Source organism: Ralstonia sp. NFACC01 (assembly GCF_900115545.1).
Classification (GTDB): Bacteria; Pseudomonadota; Gammaproteobacteria; order Burkholderiales; family Burkholderiaceae; genus Ralstonia; species Ralstonia mojiangensis.
The window spans coordinates 67017-82347 of the sequence record NZ_FOWV01000006.1 but is presented as its reverse complement, the minus strand read 5'-3'; the positions used below and the strand labels follow the sequence as shown (position 1 = coordinate 82347).

General features: G+C 62.7%; 13 protein-coding genes and 1 tRNA gene. 8 read left to right on the top strand and 6 right to left on the bottom strand.

The features are described 5' to 3' along the window. Positions 1–30: 30 nt before the first annotated feature. The gene (locus BM136_RS16455) at positions 31–1017 is read left to right on the top strand and encodes a M14 family metallopeptidase (protein ID WP_092973166.1); all 987 of its coding nucleotides are present in this window, start codon (positions 31–33) and stop codon (positions 1015–1017) included. Here BM136_RS16455 and BM136_RS16450 read toward each other — a convergent pair. Then, positions 1014–1682 (bottom strand): TetR/AcrR family transcriptional regulator, encoded by a 669-nt coding sequence (locus tag BM136_RS16450; protein ID WP_092973164.1) that lies wholly within the window; start codon positions 1680–1682, stop codon positions 1014–1016. The genes BM136_RS16455 and BM136_RS16450 overlap by 4 nt on opposite strands. 121 nt (positions 1683–1803) lie before the next feature. Here BM136_RS16450 and BM136_RS16445 point away from each other — a divergent pair, with 121 nt between their 5' ends. Then, complete coding sequence (locus tag BM136_RS16445; RefSeq protein ID WP_175537166.1) at positions 1804–3342, top strand: flavin-containing monooxygenase; 1539 nt, start codon at positions 1804–1806, stop codon at positions 3340–3342. Positions 3343–3365: 23 nt separating this feature from the next. Further along, positions 3366–4322: an alpha/beta fold hydrolase gene (locus BM136_RS16440; protein WP_092973160.1), complete on the top strand. Its 957-nt coding sequence runs from the start codon at positions 3366–3368 to the stop codon at positions 4320–4322. Between the two features lie 75 nt (positions 4323–4397). Here BM136_RS16440 and BM136_RS16435 read toward each other — a convergent pair. After that, positions 4398–4474, bottom strand: a tRNA-Met gene (locus BM136_RS16435). Positions 4475–4522: 48 nt separating this feature from the next. Continuing rightward, complete coding sequence (locus BM136_RS16430) at positions 4523–6226, bottom strand: MFS transporter (protein ID WP_092973158.1); 1704 nt, start codon at positions 6224–6226, stop codon at positions 4523–4525. Between the two features lie 525 nt (positions 6227–6751). Here BM136_RS16430 and BM136_RS16425 point away from each other — a divergent pair. The 4 genes from BM136_RS16425 (at position 6752) to BM136_RS16410 (ending at position 11346) form a co-directional block, all read left to right on the top strand. Then, a complete protein-coding gene (locus BM136_RS16425; protein ID WP_092973156.1) occupies positions 6752–7060 on the top strand; it encodes a DUF485 domain-containing protein in 309 nt (102 codons plus the stop codon). Continuing rightward, positions 7057–8787 (top strand): cation acetate symporter, encoded by a 1731-nt coding sequence (locus tag BM136_RS16420; protein WP_092973154.1) that lies wholly within the window; start codon positions 7057–7059, stop codon positions 8785–8787. Before BM136_RS16425 ends, BM136_RS16420 begins: the two co-directional genes overlap by 4 nt. 65 nt (positions 8788–8852) lie before the next feature. Further along, positions 8853–10679, top strand: a complete 1827-nt coding sequence (locus BM136_RS16415; RefSeq protein ID WP_092973152.1) for a DUF294 nucleotidyltransferase-like domain-containing protein — start codon at positions 8853–8855, stop codon at positions 10677–10679. Between the two features lie 16 nt (positions 10680–10695). After that, positions 10696–11346: a 3'-5' exonuclease gene (locus tag BM136_RS16410; protein ID WP_092973150.1), complete on the top strand. Its 651-nt coding sequence runs from the start codon at positions 10696–10698 to the stop codon at positions 11344–11346. A 10-nt stretch (positions 11347–11356) separates the two neighbouring features. Here the strand turns inward: BM136_RS16410 and BM136_RS16405 are convergent, their stop codons facing one another. Genes BM136_RS16405 through BM136_RS16395 form a run of 3 tightly spaced genes read right to left on the bottom strand, consistent with a single transcriptional unit; the run spans position 11357 to position 13936 of the window. Further along, positions 11357–11668, bottom strand: a complete 312-nt coding sequence (locus BM136_RS16405; RefSeq protein ID WP_092973148.1) for a DUF4212 domain-containing protein — start codon at positions 11666–11668, stop codon at positions 11357–11359. Continuing rightward, a complete protein-coding gene (locus BM136_RS16400) occupies positions 11665–13233 on the bottom strand; it encodes a sensor histidine kinase (protein WP_092973146.1) in 1569 nt (522 codons plus the stop codon). Before BM136_RS16400 ends, BM136_RS16405 begins: the two co-directional genes overlap by 4 nt. Then, positions 13226–13936 (bottom strand): response regulator, encoded by a 711-nt coding sequence (locus BM136_RS16395; RefSeq protein WP_024976564.1) that lies wholly within the window; start codon positions 13934–13936, stop codon positions 13226–13228. Before BM136_RS16395 ends, BM136_RS16400 begins: the two co-directional genes overlap by 8 nt. 266 nt (positions 13937–14202) lie before the next feature. Between BM136_RS16395 and recA the strand changes: the two genes are divergently transcribed. Next, positions 14203–15261: a recombinase RecA gene (gene recA, locus BM136_RS16390; RefSeq protein ID WP_092973144.1), complete on the top strand. Its 1059-nt coding sequence runs from the start codon at positions 14203–14205 to the stop codon at positions 15259–15261. Positions 15262–15331 lie beyond the last annotated feature (70 nt).

The following is a 15331-nucleotide window of genomic DNA, read 5'->3' as shown; positions in this document are numbered from 1 at the left end:
AGAACTTCTCGTAACACCGAAGGATTTCGCATGATGACCCTGGAGGCGCTGCGCGCCACGCTGCCGGTGTACCCAATTGAGTTGCAGAAGCCCGATATCCGCCGCTGGAAGACGGGCACGCACGGCATTGATTACGTCCATACATTCGATAGCGGCATGCCTGGGCCGCATGTCATGATCAACGCGCTCACGCATGGCAATGAGCTGTGCGGCGCGATTGCGGTGGATGCGCTGCTGGCTGCCGGCGTGCGCCCCACACATGGTCGGCTCACGTTGTCATTTGCAAATATCGAGGCGTACGAGCGCTTTGACATCAACGACCCGGATGCCACGCGCTTTATCGACGAAGACTTGAACCGCGTGTGGTCTGCCGACAAGCTTGACGGCCCGGGGAACACGCTGGAACTGCGCCGCGCGCGTGAGCTGCGCCCGGTGATCGATACGGTCGATTACCTGCTCGATATTCACTCGATGCATGAAAAGGCCGAACCGTTGATGCTGACGGGTCCGCATGCGAAAGGCGTCGAGCTGGGCCGGCAGGTCGGCGCGCCTTCGCATCTGATGATCGATGCCGGCCACGCTGCTGGCCGCCGCTTGCGCGACTACGGCGGCTTTGGCGATGCCGCGAGCCCGAAGAATGCGCTGCTCATCGAATGCGGTCAGCACTTCGAGCGCGTGAGCCGCGATGTGGCGCTGGATGCGTGCGCGCGTTTCCTGGCGGCGCTGGGCACCGTCGATGCATCGACGGTATCGGAATGGCTGGGGATTGCGCCCGCGCTGGAGGTGCGTTGCATTCGGGTGACCGATCCGGTCGTCGCTAAATCCACCACGTTCCGCTTCGTGGACGACTATCGCGGTATGGAGACCATCGCGCGAGCTGGCACCATCATCGCCACCGATGGAGACCTGCAGATCGTCACGCCGTACGACAACTGCGTGCTGCTGCAGCCGTCGTTACGGCATCTGGCGCAGGGTGTGACCGTGGTCCGGCTGGGCAAGCCGGAAGGCACGGCCTAAGTGCTCAGCATGGTGCGCAATGTGCCGAGCACGACCTGCCGACAGTTGCGCACCATCTTTTCTTCGGGATCTCGATAGCCGGTCAGCAGCCACGCTGCACCGACGTTTGTCAGGGCACCGACGAGCGCAAGACCGATGATGCGTTGATCGGCGCGCAGCTCGGCATCGTCGTCATTGTGGGCGCCTGGCAGTTGGGCATTCGCCATGACCTGCTTGCCGAACTCCAGTAGGTTGCCCTGGTAGGTCGCGTCCGTTTCCGGGCTCACGCCCATCACTTCGAGTAGCAGCACGCGCGCCGCGCATGGGTCTCGCAAGAACGCGAAAAACGCGTGCAGTCCCGCGTCGACACGAGCTTCCAGCGTGCCTTCCGCAGCGGCGGTGGCCTTCGAAACCTGCGCGCGCAAGTCTTCCGCATGTTGTTGGTAGGTCGCGCGCAGCAGGGCTTCGGTGCTATCGAACGCGGCGTAAAAGTACCGATCGTTGAGCTTCGCTTCCTGGCAGATCGCGCGCACGGTGGCCTTGCGAAAGCCCACCGTGCCGAACACGCGCGTGCCAGCGCGGATCAACGCATCGCGGCGTTCTGCTGCACGTGCCTCCGGCGCCACGCCGCCATACGGGCGGCCTTTCTTGGCGGGCGCGTCGGCTGTTTCAAATGTTTTCTCCATTTCGCTATTTGACGTCAGGACGTCCAAAAATTAAAGTGGTGACGAATCACACCACATTTAGTGCGAAATTTGCCACGCCTACCCCCCAAGGCTGCAAACAGGAGACCGCATGGATACGACGATGGAGCGAAGCGCCAGCCCGGGTGCGCCCCGCAATCGGGCAACCGCACCGGATACAGACCTCGACGTACTCATCGTCGGCGCGGGGCTCTCGGGCATTGGCGCGGCGTATCACCTGCGCGAGCGTTGCCCGTCGGCGCGCTTTGCCATCCTGGAAGGGCGCGAAACCATCGGCGGCACGTGGGACCTGTTCCGCTATCCCGGCATCCGTTCCGACTCCGACATGTTCACGCTCGGCTACAGCTTCCGGCCGTGGCATAGCAGCAAAGCCATTTCGGACGGCCAGACGATCCTCGATTACATCCGCGACACCGCACGCGTGTTCGGCATCGACAAGTCGATCCGCTTCCGTCACAAGGTGACGGGCGCGAGCTGGGATTCCGCCACGGCACGCTGGACGGTGCAGGCGTTGCGCAGCGATGGCGCGCGCGAGGAACCGGTGCACTTCACCTGCAAGTTCCTCTATATGTGCAGCGGCTACTACGACTACGAAGAAGGCCACGCGCCGACGTGGCCCGACATGGATCAGTTCCGGGGGCGCATCGTCCATCCGCAGCATTGGCCGAGCGATCTGTCGTACGCCGGCAAGCGCGTGGTGGTGATCGGCAGCGGCGCCACGGCCGTCACGCTGGTGCCTGCGATGGCCGGCACCGCGCAGCACGTGACGATGCTGCAGCGCTCGCCCACGTACATCGTCTCGCGGCCGGAGCAGGATGCCGTGGCCAACACATTGCGTCGCTGGTTGCCGTCGGGCCTTGCTCACCGGCTGGTGCGCACGAAGAACGTGTTGCTGACGATGTACTTCTACAGCCTCGCGCGTCGCAAGCCCAAGGCATTCAAAGATTTCATCATCCGCATGGCGGGCAAGCAGATCGGCCCAGGGTTCGACGTGCGCAAACACCTCACGCCGCGCTACAACCCGTGGGACCAGCGCCTGTGCCTCGTGCCGGACGGCGATCTGTTCAAGACGATCCGCGCGGGCAAGGCCTCGATTGCGACCGACGAGATTGCACGCTTCACGCCAACCGGCCTGCAGCTCAAGAGCGGCGAGCGTCTAGATGCCGACGTGATCGTCACAGCCACAGGGCTCAAGTTGAAGGTGCTGGGCGGGGCGGCCATCACCGTCGATGGGCGTGCCGTGAATCTGGCCGAGACGGTGTCGTACAAGGGCATGATGTATAGCGGCGTGCCGAACCTCGCGTCGTCGTTCGGCTATACGAATGCGTCGTGGACGCTGAAGGCCGAGTTGATCGCGCAGTACGTCTGCCGGCTACTCAACCACATGCAGTCCAACGGCTTCGATACCTGCGTGCCGCGTCTCGATGACGAAGCCATGAGCCGCGAGCCCGCCGTTGATCTGACATCCGGCTACATCCAACGCGCGGCGGCCATCCTGCCCAAACAGGGCGACAAGCAGCCGTGGAAGTCGTATCAGAACTACGCGCGTGATCTGATGATGCTGAAGTTCGGCACACTGGCCGACAGCGCCATGCAGTTCGAACGTCGCGCGCAGCCGATCGGCGCGGCACAGCCCGCTTAACTGCCTCCCGTATCGTGGACACTATGACCAGCACCATTCTTGGCGTCATCGCGCTTGCCATCCTCGCGCCCGTTGCGTTCACCTTCTTCATCGCACGCCGCGTCACAAAAGGATTCCCGCCCGAAGGCAAGTTCCTCGATGTCGGGGCCGACCGCGTGCATTACACCGATCGCGGCACGGGTCCCGCCATCGTGTTCGTGCATGGCCTGTGCGGCAACCTGCGCAACTTCGCGTATCTGGATATGAATCGGCTTGCGCGCTCGCATCGCGTGATCGTGATCGACCGGCCGGGCGCAGGCAGGTCCGTGCGGGGCGCGGATTCGCCGGCCAACATCTATGCGCAGGCGCGCATGGTCGCGCAGTGCATCGAGAAGCTCGGGCTCGACAAGCCCGTGCTGGTGGGGCATTCGCTTGGCGGAGCGATTTCACTGGCGGTGGGGCTGAATCATCCGCAAGTCATTCGCCGGCTCGCGTTGATCGCGCCGCTCACGCATGCAGAGAGCGCGCCGCCCGGTGCGTTCGGGGGCTTGGTGTTGCCGTCGCCGCTGGTGCGCAGGCTGGTGTCATGGACGCTCGCGATTCCCCTGTCGATCATCAATTCTCGGAAGGCCATCGCGGCGGTGTTCGCGCCCGAGACCATGCCGAAGGATTTCCCGTTCAAGGGCGGCGGTCTGCTGGGGCTGCGTCCGCACGTGTTCTATGCGGCATCGTCGGATCTGGTCGCTGCGCCGGAAGATCTGCCTGACATGGAACGCCGCTATGCCTCGATGACGGTGCCGGTCGACGTGCTGTACGGCCGCGGTGACCGCATCTTGAACGTCAAGCGCCAGGGCGAAGCGCTCAAGCAGAAGCTTGATCGTGTGAATCTGCGCATCATCGACGGCGGCCATATGCTGCCCGTGACGCAATCGGCGTTGACGACGGATTGGGTGTTGGCGGTGGCCGCCGAGGTGCCTGTGCAAGCCGAGGCGCTTGCGTAATGTGATTGCCCTGGCGGTCGCCAGGGATGCAGCAGAAAAGCAAAAAGCCCTGCCGAAGCAGGGCTTTTTGGTATTTGGTGGCGAATCAGGGACTCGAACCCCGGACCTGCGGATTATGATTCCGTCGCTCTAACCGACTGAGCTAATTCGCCGAAGAAGCGGGATTCTACCGTCTTCGGCGAATATGTCAACCCCCTGCCTCAATCATTGCGATAGATATCCACATCCTTGGTTTCGCGTACGAACAGCACACCAATCACGAAGGTGATGGCCGCGATCCAGATCGGGTACCACAAACCGTGATAGATATTGCCGTTCTGGGCCACCAGGGCGAACGAGATGGTCGGCAGCAGGCCCCCAAACCAGCCGTTGCCGATGTGATACGGCAGCGACATCGACGAGTAGCGGATGCGTGTCGGGAACATCTCGACCAGCATTGCTGCGATCGGGCCGTAGACCATGGTGACGTAGATCACCAGAATCACCAGGATCACCAGCACCATGATCGTGTTCATCTGGGCCGGATCGGCCTTGGCCGGGTAGTTGGCCGCCTTGAGCGACTCGCTCACCTGCTTCTTGAAGTCGGCGATTTTGGCCTTGCTGTCCGCATCGAAGTTCTGGCCGTCTGCCGTGCGGGTGGCGTTGAGCGAGGTGATCTGCTTGCCCGCAATCGACACCGTCGCGACCGTGCCGGCCGGGCCGTCAACCGTCTCGTAGCTGGCCGACGATTGCGCCAGCGTGCGCTTGGCGATGTCACACGAAGAGCGGAAGTCCACTTCGCGGGCGATCGGGCTGCCCTGGAACGAGCACTCCTTCGGGTCGACCGTGATCGTGATCTGCGCGGTCTGCTGGGCGCGCTCCAGCGCCGGGTTGGCGTAGTGCGTGAGCGCCTTGAACAGCGGGAAGTACGTCAGCACCGCCAGCAGGCAGCCGGCCATGATGATCTTCTTGCGACCGATGCGGTCAGACAGCGACCCGAAGAACACGAAGAACGGCGTGCCGATGGCAAGCGCCACCGCAATCAGCACGTTGGCCGTGAAGGCGTCGACCTTCAGCACCTGCGTGAGGAAGAACAGCGCGTAGAACTGGCCCGTGTACCACACCACAGCCTGGCCGGCGGTCAGGCCGAGCAGCGCCAGGATCACGATCTTCAGGTTGCGCCATTGGCCAAAAGCTTCCGTCAGCGGGGCCTTGGAGGTCTTCCCCTCAGCCTTCATCTTCTGGAATGCCGGCGATTCGCTCATCGACAGACGGATGTACACCGACGTTGCCAGCAGCAGGATCGACACCAGGAACGGGATGCGCCAGCCCCAGTCGTCGAATGCCTTGCCGGTCAGTTCGCGCACGGCCAGGATGACGACCAGCGAGAGGAACAGGCCCAGCGTGGCCGTCGTCTGGATCCACGACGTGTAGGCACCGCGGCGGCCGTGCGGGGCATGCTCGGCGACATACGTGGCGGCGCCACCATATTCACCGCCCAGCGCCAGACCTTGCAGCATGCGCAGCGCGATCAGAATGATCGGCGCGGCTACGCCAATCGTGCCGTACGACGGAAGCAGACCGACGATGAACGTTGACGTACCCATGATGACGATGGTCACCAGGAACGTGTATTTGCGGCCAATCATGTCGCCCAGACGGCCGAAGACCAGCGCGCCGAACGGGCGCACAAGGAAGCCGGCAGCAAACGCCAGCAGTGCAAAGATGAAGCCCGCCGTGGGGTCCAGGCCCGAGAAGAACTGCTTGGCGATGATGGCCGCCAACGAGCCGTAGAGATAAAAGTCGTACCACTCGAACACCGTTCCCAGCGACGAGGCGAAGATGACTTTCTTCTCCTCCTTCGTCATGGGCGCGGGCTGCACGCGCCCGACGGGCGCGTTCGGTGCACTTTGCACGGTTGCCATGTTGTCTCCTGTTTTTTTTCGTAGGTCGTCCCGCTGGGCATGGACATGACAACGCAAACGCTTTTCGCCCGCGGAAGTGTCAACGATTGTGGGAGCCGAAACTTACGGCGTTCTGACAAGCATGTGCCTTTCAATGCATGCGATCGATGGCCGGGATTTCAAGAAAATCAAGCACTTGGGCGCGCTCGGGTCGAGTGGCGGTGCATCGGTCGAGCCCTTGCGGCGATGCGTGCGCTGCATCATCCAACCCCTGCTTTGAGCCGGCAGTGCCAGACGGTATATGCACCTCTTGCGAATGTGCATGCGCACAATATGCCCGCGCTTGCCAGCGTCAATTTGGGCGAGGGAAGCCGTTCAGCGGCTCATTTGCGGCCGGATGTCTTGCAGTGTTTCTTATGTTGTTCTGCAGCGCTAGGGAAAACCACTATCGCAGTAAACCGCCACAGACGGCGTGAGTAAGAGTTCAGTCAGTTTCGCTATCCAGAATCGCCGCACACATTCCAAGAGCAAACCAGGAGACAGGCGATGCAGGATGGATTGGTAGGAAAAATCGAGGCGCATCCGAAATATGCGCAGCTCAAACAGCGACGCAACAAGCTCGGACTCGTTCTGACAGTGCTGATGCTGGCCGTGTACTACGGCTACATCGCGCTGATCGCGTTCGATAAGGCGTTTCTCGCCAAGCCGGTGGGTACAGGCGTGATGAGCGTGGGCGTGCCCGTCGGTATGGCGGTCATCATCTTCACCGTCGTCATTACCGGCATCTACGTGCGCCGGGCCAACAGCGAATACGACCAACTGACGCAGGACATCCTGAAGGACGTCGCCAAATGAAGAAGATGCTTTCGATCCTGCTGGTGGCGCTATTGGCCGCTGGCGCCTGCGGAGCAGCTCTGGCTGCCGGCGGCGATGTCGGACAGACCGCCAAGCAGGAAACCAACACCACGGCCATCGTGCTGTTTGCGCTGTTTGTGGCCGGCACGCTGTGGATTACGAAGTGGGCAGCCAAGCGTACGCGCTCCGCGGCAGATTTTTATACGGCGGGCGGCGGCATCACCGGTTTCCAGAATGGCCTGGCCATCTCGGGCGACTACATGTCGGCAGCGTCCTTCCTGGGCATTTCGGCGGCCGTGATGACCTCCGGCTACGACGGTCTGATCTACTCCATCGGCTTTCTGGTCGGCTGGCCGATCATCACGTTCCTGATGGCCGAGCGGTTGCGCAACCTCGGCAAGTTCACCTTTGCGGACGTGGCGGGCTACCGGTTTGAGCAAGGGCCCATCCGCAGCTTTGCCGCCGTTGGCACGCTGGTGGTGGTGGCGTTCTATCTGATCGCTCAGATGGTCGGCGCAGGGCAGCTCATCAAGCTCCTGTTCGGGCTGGATTACTGGATCGCGGTGGTCATCGTCGGCGCGTTGATGATGGTCTACGTGCTCTTTGGCGGCATGACCGCAACCACCTGGGTGCAGATCATCAAGGCGTGCCTGCTGCTGGCCGGCGTGACGTTCATGGCCATCATGGTGCTGGCGCAATACGGTTTCAGCCTGGAGGCGCTGTTCGCCAAGGCAGTGCAAGTCAAGACGGCCATTGCGGTCAATGCTGGCAAATCGCCCGATGAGGCCGCCAAGATCGGTCTGTCTGTGATGGCGCCGGGCGGCTTCATCAAGGATCCGATCTCGGCCATCTCGTTCGGCATGGCGCTGATGTTCGGTACCGCTGGTCTGCCGCACATCCTGATGCGTTTCTTCACGGTGCCCGACGCCAAGGAGGCACGCAAATCGGTCTTCTGGGCAACCACCTGGATCGGCTACTTCTACATCCTGATCTTCATCATCGGCTTTGGTGCGATCACGCTGGTCTTGACGAACCCCGAACTGTCCGACGTGGCCAAGGGTGTCATCAAGGGCGGCGCGGGCACGGCCAACATGGCAGCCGTGCTGGTGGCCAAGACGGTCGGCGGCGATGTGTTTTACGGTTTCATTTCGGCCGTGGCATTCGCAACGATCCTTGCGGTGGTGGCCGGTCTCACGCTGTCGGGCGCCTCAGCGGTGTCGCATGATCTCTACGCCACGGTCTTCAAGAACGGCAAGGCCAACAGCGCAGATGAGCTGCGGGTGTCGCGCATCACCACGCTGGTGCTCGGTGTGATCGCCGTGTTGCTCGGCATCGCTTTCGAGAAGCAGAACATCGCGTTCATGGTGTCGCTGGCGTTTGCGGTGGCGGCGTCTGCCAACTTCCCGGTGTTGTTCCTCTCGATGCTGTGGAAGGGCTGCACCACGCGCGGCGCGGTCATTGGCGGGTTCCTGGGGCTGATCTCGTCGGTGGGTCTGACGATCGTTTCGCCGTCGGTGTGGGAAGCCACGCTCGGTTATCCGAAGGGCTCGGCGTGGTTCCCATACACGTCGCCCGCACTGTTCTCGATGACGATCGGCTTCGTGGGCGTGTGGCTGTTCTCGGTGCTGGACAGCAGTGTTCGCGCCAAAAACGAGAAGGCGTCGTTTGCCGCGCAGCAGGTTCGTTCGGAAACGGGCCTCGGTGCGGCTGGCGCATCGGGCCACTGATCGGCTATTCGCCACGCTGATGGGAGGCGGGTGACGCGATTGCATCGCTCGCCTTCAAGGCAACCATGCCCAGCGCTTTCAACTTCGCGGTCTGGCCGTTCGATTGCCTCAATCAGGACGAGCAGCGCCTGGTGCGCGATGCCGTCGACATCGGCTACTACCCGGAAGGGCAGACCATCCTCGATATGGGTGCTGCACCGCTGCACCTGTTCCTGATCATCAAAGGGCACGTCGCCCAGTACGACGGCGACGAGCTGATTGCCACCTATGGCCCCGACGATTGCTTTGACGGCCGAGCGCTGGTGGCCGGCAAGGCAAGCAGCCGCTTCGTCGCGGCTGAAGAAGTGGTGGTCTATCAGGTGGCACGTCAGGCGGTGCGTGACCTCATTGCCGCCAACGCCACCTTCGGTGCGCTGCTTTTTTCCGACCTCGGCAGCAAGCTCAGCGCTATTGCACAGCGGCAGAGCATGGAGACGATGCAGTCGCTGGCCGTCTCTCGCGTGAGCGATGCCTTCATCCGGCCCGCCCATTTTGTGGATGCCGACACGGACGTGGTGTCCGTGGTCAAGCTGTTCCAGACACATAACACTTCGAACGTGCTCGTGCGTGATGGCACCAGCAGCCCGCCGCGCGTGGGCATCTTCACACGCAGTTCCTTGCAGCGCGCCGTCCTGCAGGGCACATCGCTGGATCGTCTGGCGGTAGGGCAGATGAGCCAGTTCTCGCTCATTACCGTGCCGGCCTCCGCGCAGATCGGTGACGCCCTGACGCTGATGTTGCGCCATCGCGTGCACCGATTGGTCGTCACGCACGGAGATGAGATTCTCGGTTTGCTGGAATCACTGGATGTGTTCAGCTTCCTGGCCAACCATTCGTATCTGCTGACGGTGCAGATCACCCTGGCTCAGGACTTGGACGCCCTCGCGCAGGTGGCCGCGCAGATCACGCGGATGGTCGCGTTGCTTACACGTGGCGGTTCGCGCATTGATCACGTCGCCAGCCTCGTGCGCGAAATCAACGCACGCCTGTTTGAACGGGCCTGGCAGATGATCGCGCCGCCCGAGCTCGTGGAGAACAGTTGCCTGTTTGTCATGGGCAGTGAGGGGCGTGGCGAGCAGTTGCTCAAGACCGATCAGGACAATGCGCTGGTGCTGCGCGATGGTTACGTGCCACCTGCGGACCTGCAGCGCATCGTCACGCGCTTCTCCGATGCATTGGCCGCGTTCGGCTACCCGCCGTGCCCCGGCGGCATCATGCTCTGCCGGCCCGAGTGGTGCATGACCGCGAGCGACTTTGCGCGGCGCATCCGCGAATGGCTCATCCTGCCCAGCCCCGAGGGCTTGATGCATCTGGCAATCTTTTTTGATGCGCATGCGGTGTGCGGCGATGCCGCCTTACTCAAACAACTGCGGCGGACGTTGCTGGAGCTGACCATCGACAATGACGCCGTACTTGGCCGCTTTGCCGCTGCTATTGAGGCTTTCAGTGCCGCGCCGGGTTGGCGCGATCGCATCCTCGGGTTTGGCGATCCCGATCCCGTGCTCGACGTGAAGAAGGAGGGCATCTTCCCGATCGTCCACGGGGTGCGTAGCCTTGCGCTGTCCCACCGCGTACTCGACGAGACTGGCACTGTGCCGCGCCTGGATGCACTGGTGCGCGCCGAGGCCCTCGACGCGCACATGGCCGCCGAGTTGAGCGAGAGCCTGCACTTCCTGATGACCCTGCGGCTCAAGGCCGGGCTGGCGGAGATCGATGCGCATCAGCTGGTATCGTGCGACGTGCATCTGGCGCGCCTGTCATCGTTGGAGCGTGATCTGCTCAAGGATGCGTTGAGCGCCGTCAAACGATTCAAGGCGCTCCTGCGGCAGCGCTGGCGGACCGAGTGGATGTGAATATGAGCGAGCAGTCATGAACGGACGGCTCTCCGACTGGCTGCAGGCACTGCAAAGGCGGCGCCAGTTGCGCAAGTTGCGCGATCCGGCGTTTCGCTTCCTGTTCGAGGCCCCGCCCCCAGATGAGTGGGTCGCGCTCGATTGCGAGACCACCGGCTTGAACGTGCGCACCGACGAGATCGTCTCCATCGGTGCTGTCCGCATCGTCGGCAATCGCATTTTGACCAGCCAGCGCCTGGACTTGCTCATCAGGCCGCGAGGGGAAATGCGCGCAGAAAGCATTTGCGTGCATCGTCTGCGCAATCGTGATCTGGACAGCGGTATATCGATCGAGCAAGCCGTCCATGCACTGCTGCACTTTATCGGCAGCAGGCCATTGGTGGGTTACTACCTTGAGTTCGACGTGGCGATGCTCAATCGGGTGGTGGTGCCCCTGCTCGGCATCGGCTTGCCGCAGCCCAAGATTGAAGTCTCCGCCCTGTACTACGACTACCAGTTCCGACAACTGCCGCCGTATCGGCAGCAGGGCGACCCCGATCTGGATCTGCGCTTCGCCACTGTCATGAAGGGATTGGACTTGCCGACCTGGGACGCGCACGACGCGCTTAACGACGCGGTGATGGCGGCGTTGGCCTTCGTGAAGCTGCGTCATCTGGGTGCCGCGTAACGTGCCAGTGTCAGATGGAGGGCGGAGGAGATGACTCCGGCGTATCGTGCTGCGCCGTTTCGTCGTGTTGCGCGGCCGCATCCGCAGCGCGGTTGGTGCGCCACGCATAGAGCACGGTAATCAGCACATAAACGATGGGCGCACCCTGGGCACCGACCCAATAGGCGAACGTCCAGTCCGAGTTGAAAAAGTGCGTCGACAGGTCACGCGCAAAGAACGCGATCACGAATGTCACCACAAACCACACCGCGAGCAGCGCCGCGATCCAACGCATGTTGGCGATCCAGCGGCGGCGTGCAGGGGTTCCGGGCGTGATGCTCATGCGTTGGCTTCCTCGCCGAGGGAGGCGCGATGCAGCGTGATGCGAAAGCGCGCCCCCGCCAGCCGCGGAGATGCCTGATACACGTTGTCGAGCACCTCGATGTCGCCGCCGTGCTGCTGCACGATTTCGCGCACGATGGCCAGGCCCAACCCGCTGCCCTCGGCCTGTGTGCCAAGAATGCGGTAGAAGCGCTGCATCACGCGTTCGCGCTCGGCCACGGGGATACCGGGACCGGTGTCATCCACGTCGATGAAGACGAACGGTTCAAACGGTGCGGTGGTCACGCGCACGGTGACATGTCCGCCGTCGGGCGTGTAGCGGATCGCGTTGTCCAGCAGATTGTTGAGCATCTCGGCGAGCATCGTCGCATTGCCCGAAATCGTGACCGGCGGCCCAGGCTCCTCAAAACCGAGGTCGATCTGCTTGGCCCAAGCCTTTGGCAGCCACTCTGCCACCACCTGGCGTGACAGCGCGCAGATATCCAGCGGCACCAGACCGTCAGTGGCGCCCATGTTTTCCATGCGCGCCAGAGAAAGCAACTGCTTGACGAGGTGCGCGGTGCGATCCGAGCTGTCGGCGATATGCGCGAGCGTGCGACGCAGCTCGTCGGGCGATTGTTCGCGCTGTGCCAACTCCGCTTGCATGCGCAGACCCGCCAGCGGCGTCTTCATCTGATGCGCGGCATCTGCGATGAAGCGCTTCTGCGTATGCACTGATTGCTCCAGCCGCCCCAGCAGATCATTGAACGACGCCACGAGCGGCGTCAGCTCCTGCGGCGCGGCGCCTTCGTCGATGGGGCTGGTGTCGCCGGGGTTGCGCGCGCGGATGCGCTCCTGAATCGCATTGAGCGGCGCCAGCCCACGCGTCAGCCCGAACCACACCAGGATTACCGCCAACGGCAGGATCACGAACTGCGGCAGGATCACGCCCTTGATGATTTCGTTCGCGAGTTGCGCCCGCTTGTCGAGCGTCTCCGCCACTTGCACCAGTGCGGGCTTGTCGCCAGAGCCCGGCCGCTGCACGAACGTGTACGCAACACGAATCTCAGCGCCGTGGATGTGGTCGTCGCGTAGTTGTACAAGGCCACCGGCGTTGGCGTCTTCTTCGGGCGGCAGCGGGAGGTCGCGGTCCCCGGAGACAAACTCGCCGTTGGTCCCGAGCACCTGGTAGTAAATGTTGTCGGTTTCGTCGGCACGCAAAATCTCGCGCGCCGAGATCGGCAGCTGCAGCGTCACGCGGCCATTCACCTCGCGCAGTTGCTGGCTGAGCACGATCGCGCTCGATTCCAGCGCGCGGTCATATGGCGCGTTCGCAATCGACTTGGCCACCAGATACGTCACCGCAATGCTCATCGGCCACAGCAAGAGCAGCGGCGCGAGCATCCAGTCGAGAATTTCGCCAAAGAGGGATCGGGCGACGGGCCGCGTGGCGTCGTCTTCGAGGTGGGGGAGGGTGTCGGTGAGGTCGCCGCCGTCATCGCGGCCATCAGTCCCGGGAGTCGTGTCGTCACGGTCGCGCAGCGACGCGCGATGCCGACGCCACGGCCAGGCCAACCGATCACCCATGGGCAGCCGTCGCGGTTGTCGTCGGGGTGGCCATGCGTTCCAGGCAATAGCCCAGCCCGCGCACGGTGGCGATGCGGATGCCTTCCACCTCGATCTTCTTGCGCAGCCGGTGGATGTACACCTCGATGGCGTTGTTGCTGACTTCTTCGCCCCAGCCGCACAGGTGGTCAACCAGCTGCTCTTTCGACACCAGGCGGCCGACGCGCGCCAGCAGAATCTCCAGCAGCCCGATCTCGCGTGCCGACAGTTCCACCACCTGATCATGGATATAGGCGATGCGCCCGACCTGATCGAACGCCAGCGGCCCATGGCGGACAAGTGTGGCGCCACCGCCCGTACCGCGCCGCACCAGCGCGCGCACGCGCGCTTCCAGCTCGGACAGCGCGAAGGGTTTGGCCATGTAGTCGTCCGCGCCAAGATCCAGGCCCTTGACGCGTTCTTCCACACTGTCTGCGGCGGTCAGGATCAACACCGGCAGCATGGCCCCGCGCGAGCGCAGGCGCTTTAGGACCTCCAGCCCAGACATGCGCGGCAGGCCCACGTCGAGAATCAGCAGGTCATAGGTTTGGGCCGTTTGCGCGGACAGCGCCGCGTCGGCAGTCGCCCCATCGGAGGCTTGGTCGACGGCATAACCTGCTTGGCGTAGCGAGCGTGTGAGCCCGTCAGCCAGCGTGGCGTCGTCTTCGGCAATCAGAATGCGCATGCGTGTCTCCCCGCGATGCCGGGCAAGATGTCTTGCCCATCCCGCCCGCTACATTGTTTTCGCGCGATATGTGTTCTGGAGACTTGTCAAAACCACTGGTTTTTTATACAGTACTCCGAATTCGCGGTGCTGTAGTCTTGGCGGCGCTAAAGTCATGAAATGGGTCGTGTCGGGGGCAATCACGCTGCGGCCCGTTATTGCAGGCAACCGCTGGAATCGCAAGCCCTTGCGGCCCATTTATACACCAATTTGCACGAAGGACGACCATGGAAGACGGTAAGAAGGCAGCCGCAATGAGCGCAGAAAAGCAGAAGGCGCTGGCTGCCGCGCTCGCGCAGATCGAAAAGCAGTTCGGCAAAGGCTCCATCATGAAGATGGGCGACGCCGAGGTCGAGCCGGTCCAAGTCGTGTCGACAGGTTCGTTGGGGTTGGACGTGGCGCTGGGCGTGGGCGGCTTGCCGCGTGGCCGCGTGGTGGAAATTTACGGTCCGGAATCGTCGGGTAAAACCACCCTGACACTGCAGGTGGTTGCCGAGATGCAGAAGCTGGGCGGCACTTGCGCCTTCATCGATGCGGAACATGCGCTTGACGTCACTTATGCCGACAAGATTGGCGTTAGCGTGCCGGACCTGCTGATTTCCCAGCCGGACACGGGTGAACAAGCTCTAGAAATTGCTGATGCGCTGGTGCGCTCGGGCTCGGTTGACCTGATCGTCATCGATTCTGTGGCTGCCCTGGTGCCAAAGGCTGAAATTGAAGGCGAAATGGGCGACGCGTTGCCCGGCCTGCAGGCCCGTCTAATGAGCCAGGCACTGCGCAAACTGACCGGCACCATCAAGAAGACCAATTGCATGGTCATCTTCATCAACCAGATCCGCATGAAGATCGGCGTGATGTTTGGCTCGCCGGAAACGACCACGGGTGGTAACGCACTCAAGTTCTACGCTTCGGTGCGTCTGGACATCCGCCGCATTGGCTCGATCAAGAAGGGCGACGACGTGGTCGGCAACGAGACCAAGGTCAAGGTCGTCAAGAACAAGGTGGCGCCGCCGTTCCGCGAAGCCATCTTCGACATCCTTTACGGCCAGGGCGTGTCGCGCGAAGGCGAAATCATCGACCTCGGTGTGGAAGCCAAGATCGTCGAAAAGTCCGGCGCCTGGTATAGCTATGGCGGCGAACGCATCGGCCAAGGCCGCGACAACTGCCGTGAATACCTGCGCGAGAACCCCGACCTCGCCCGCGACATCGAGAACAAGGTCCGCGAAGCACTGGGCGTGACGCCGATGGGCGCCATCGCCGTGGCCGAGGAAGTCGGAGAAGAGTAATTGGGTTGGCCGTCGGCGCAGATCGACGGCTCTATCGAGCTTCATACGCCTGCCGTCCCCCAACGGTGGG

Bases quoted from the DNA above. Each gene is read 5' to 3' on its own strand.
- BM136_RS16455 (WP_092973166.1), top strand. From the start codon at position 31: ATGATGACCCTGGAGGCGCTGCGCGCCACGCTGCCGGTGTACCCAATT.
- BM136_RS16450 (WP_092973164.1), bottom strand. From the start codon at position 1,682: ATGGAGAAAACATTTGAAACAGCCGACGCGCCCGCCAAGAAAGGCCGC.
- BM136_RS16445 (WP_175537166.1), top strand. From the start codon at position 1,804: ATGGAGCGAAGCGCCAGCCCGGGTGCGCCCCGCAATCGGGCAACCGCA.
- BM136_RS16440 (WP_092973160.1), top strand. From the start codon at position 3,366: ATGACCAGCACCATTCTTGGCGTCATCGCGCTTGCCATCCTCGCGCCC.
- BM136_RS16430 (WP_092973158.1), bottom strand. From the start codon at position 6,226: ATGGCAACCGTGCAAAGTGCACCGAACGCGCCCGTCGGGCGCGTGCAG.
- BM136_RS16425 (WP_092973156.1), top strand. From the start codon at position 6,752: ATGCAGGATGGATTGGTAGGAAAAATCGAGGCGCATCCGAAATATGCG.
- BM136_RS16420 (WP_092973154.1), top strand. From the start codon at position 7,057: ATGAAGAAGATGCTTTCGATCCTGCTGGTGGCGCTATTGGCCGCTGGC.
- BM136_RS16415 (WP_092973152.1), top strand. From the start codon at position 8,853: ATGCCCAGCGCTTTCAACTTCGCGGTCTGGCCGTTCGATTGCCTCAAT.
- BM136_RS16410 (WP_092973150.1), top strand. From the start codon at position 10,696: ATGAACGGACGGCTCTCCGACTGGCTGCAGGCACTGCAAAGGCGGCGC.
- BM136_RS16405 (WP_092973148.1), bottom strand. From the start codon at position 11,668: ATGAGCATCACGCCCGGAACCCCTGCACGCCGCCGCTGGATCGCCAAC.
- BM136_RS16400 (WP_092973146.1), bottom strand. From the start codon at position 13,233: ATGGGTGATCGGTTGGCCTGGCCGTGGCGTCGGCATCGCGCGTCGCTG.
- BM136_RS16395 (WP_024976564.1), bottom strand. From the start codon at position 13,936: ATGCGCATTCTGATTGCCGAAGACGACGCCACGCTGGCTGACGGGCTC.
- recA (WP_092973144.1), top strand. From the start codon at position 14,203: ATGGAAGACGGTAAGAAGGCAGCCGCAATGAGCGCAGAAAAGCAGAAG.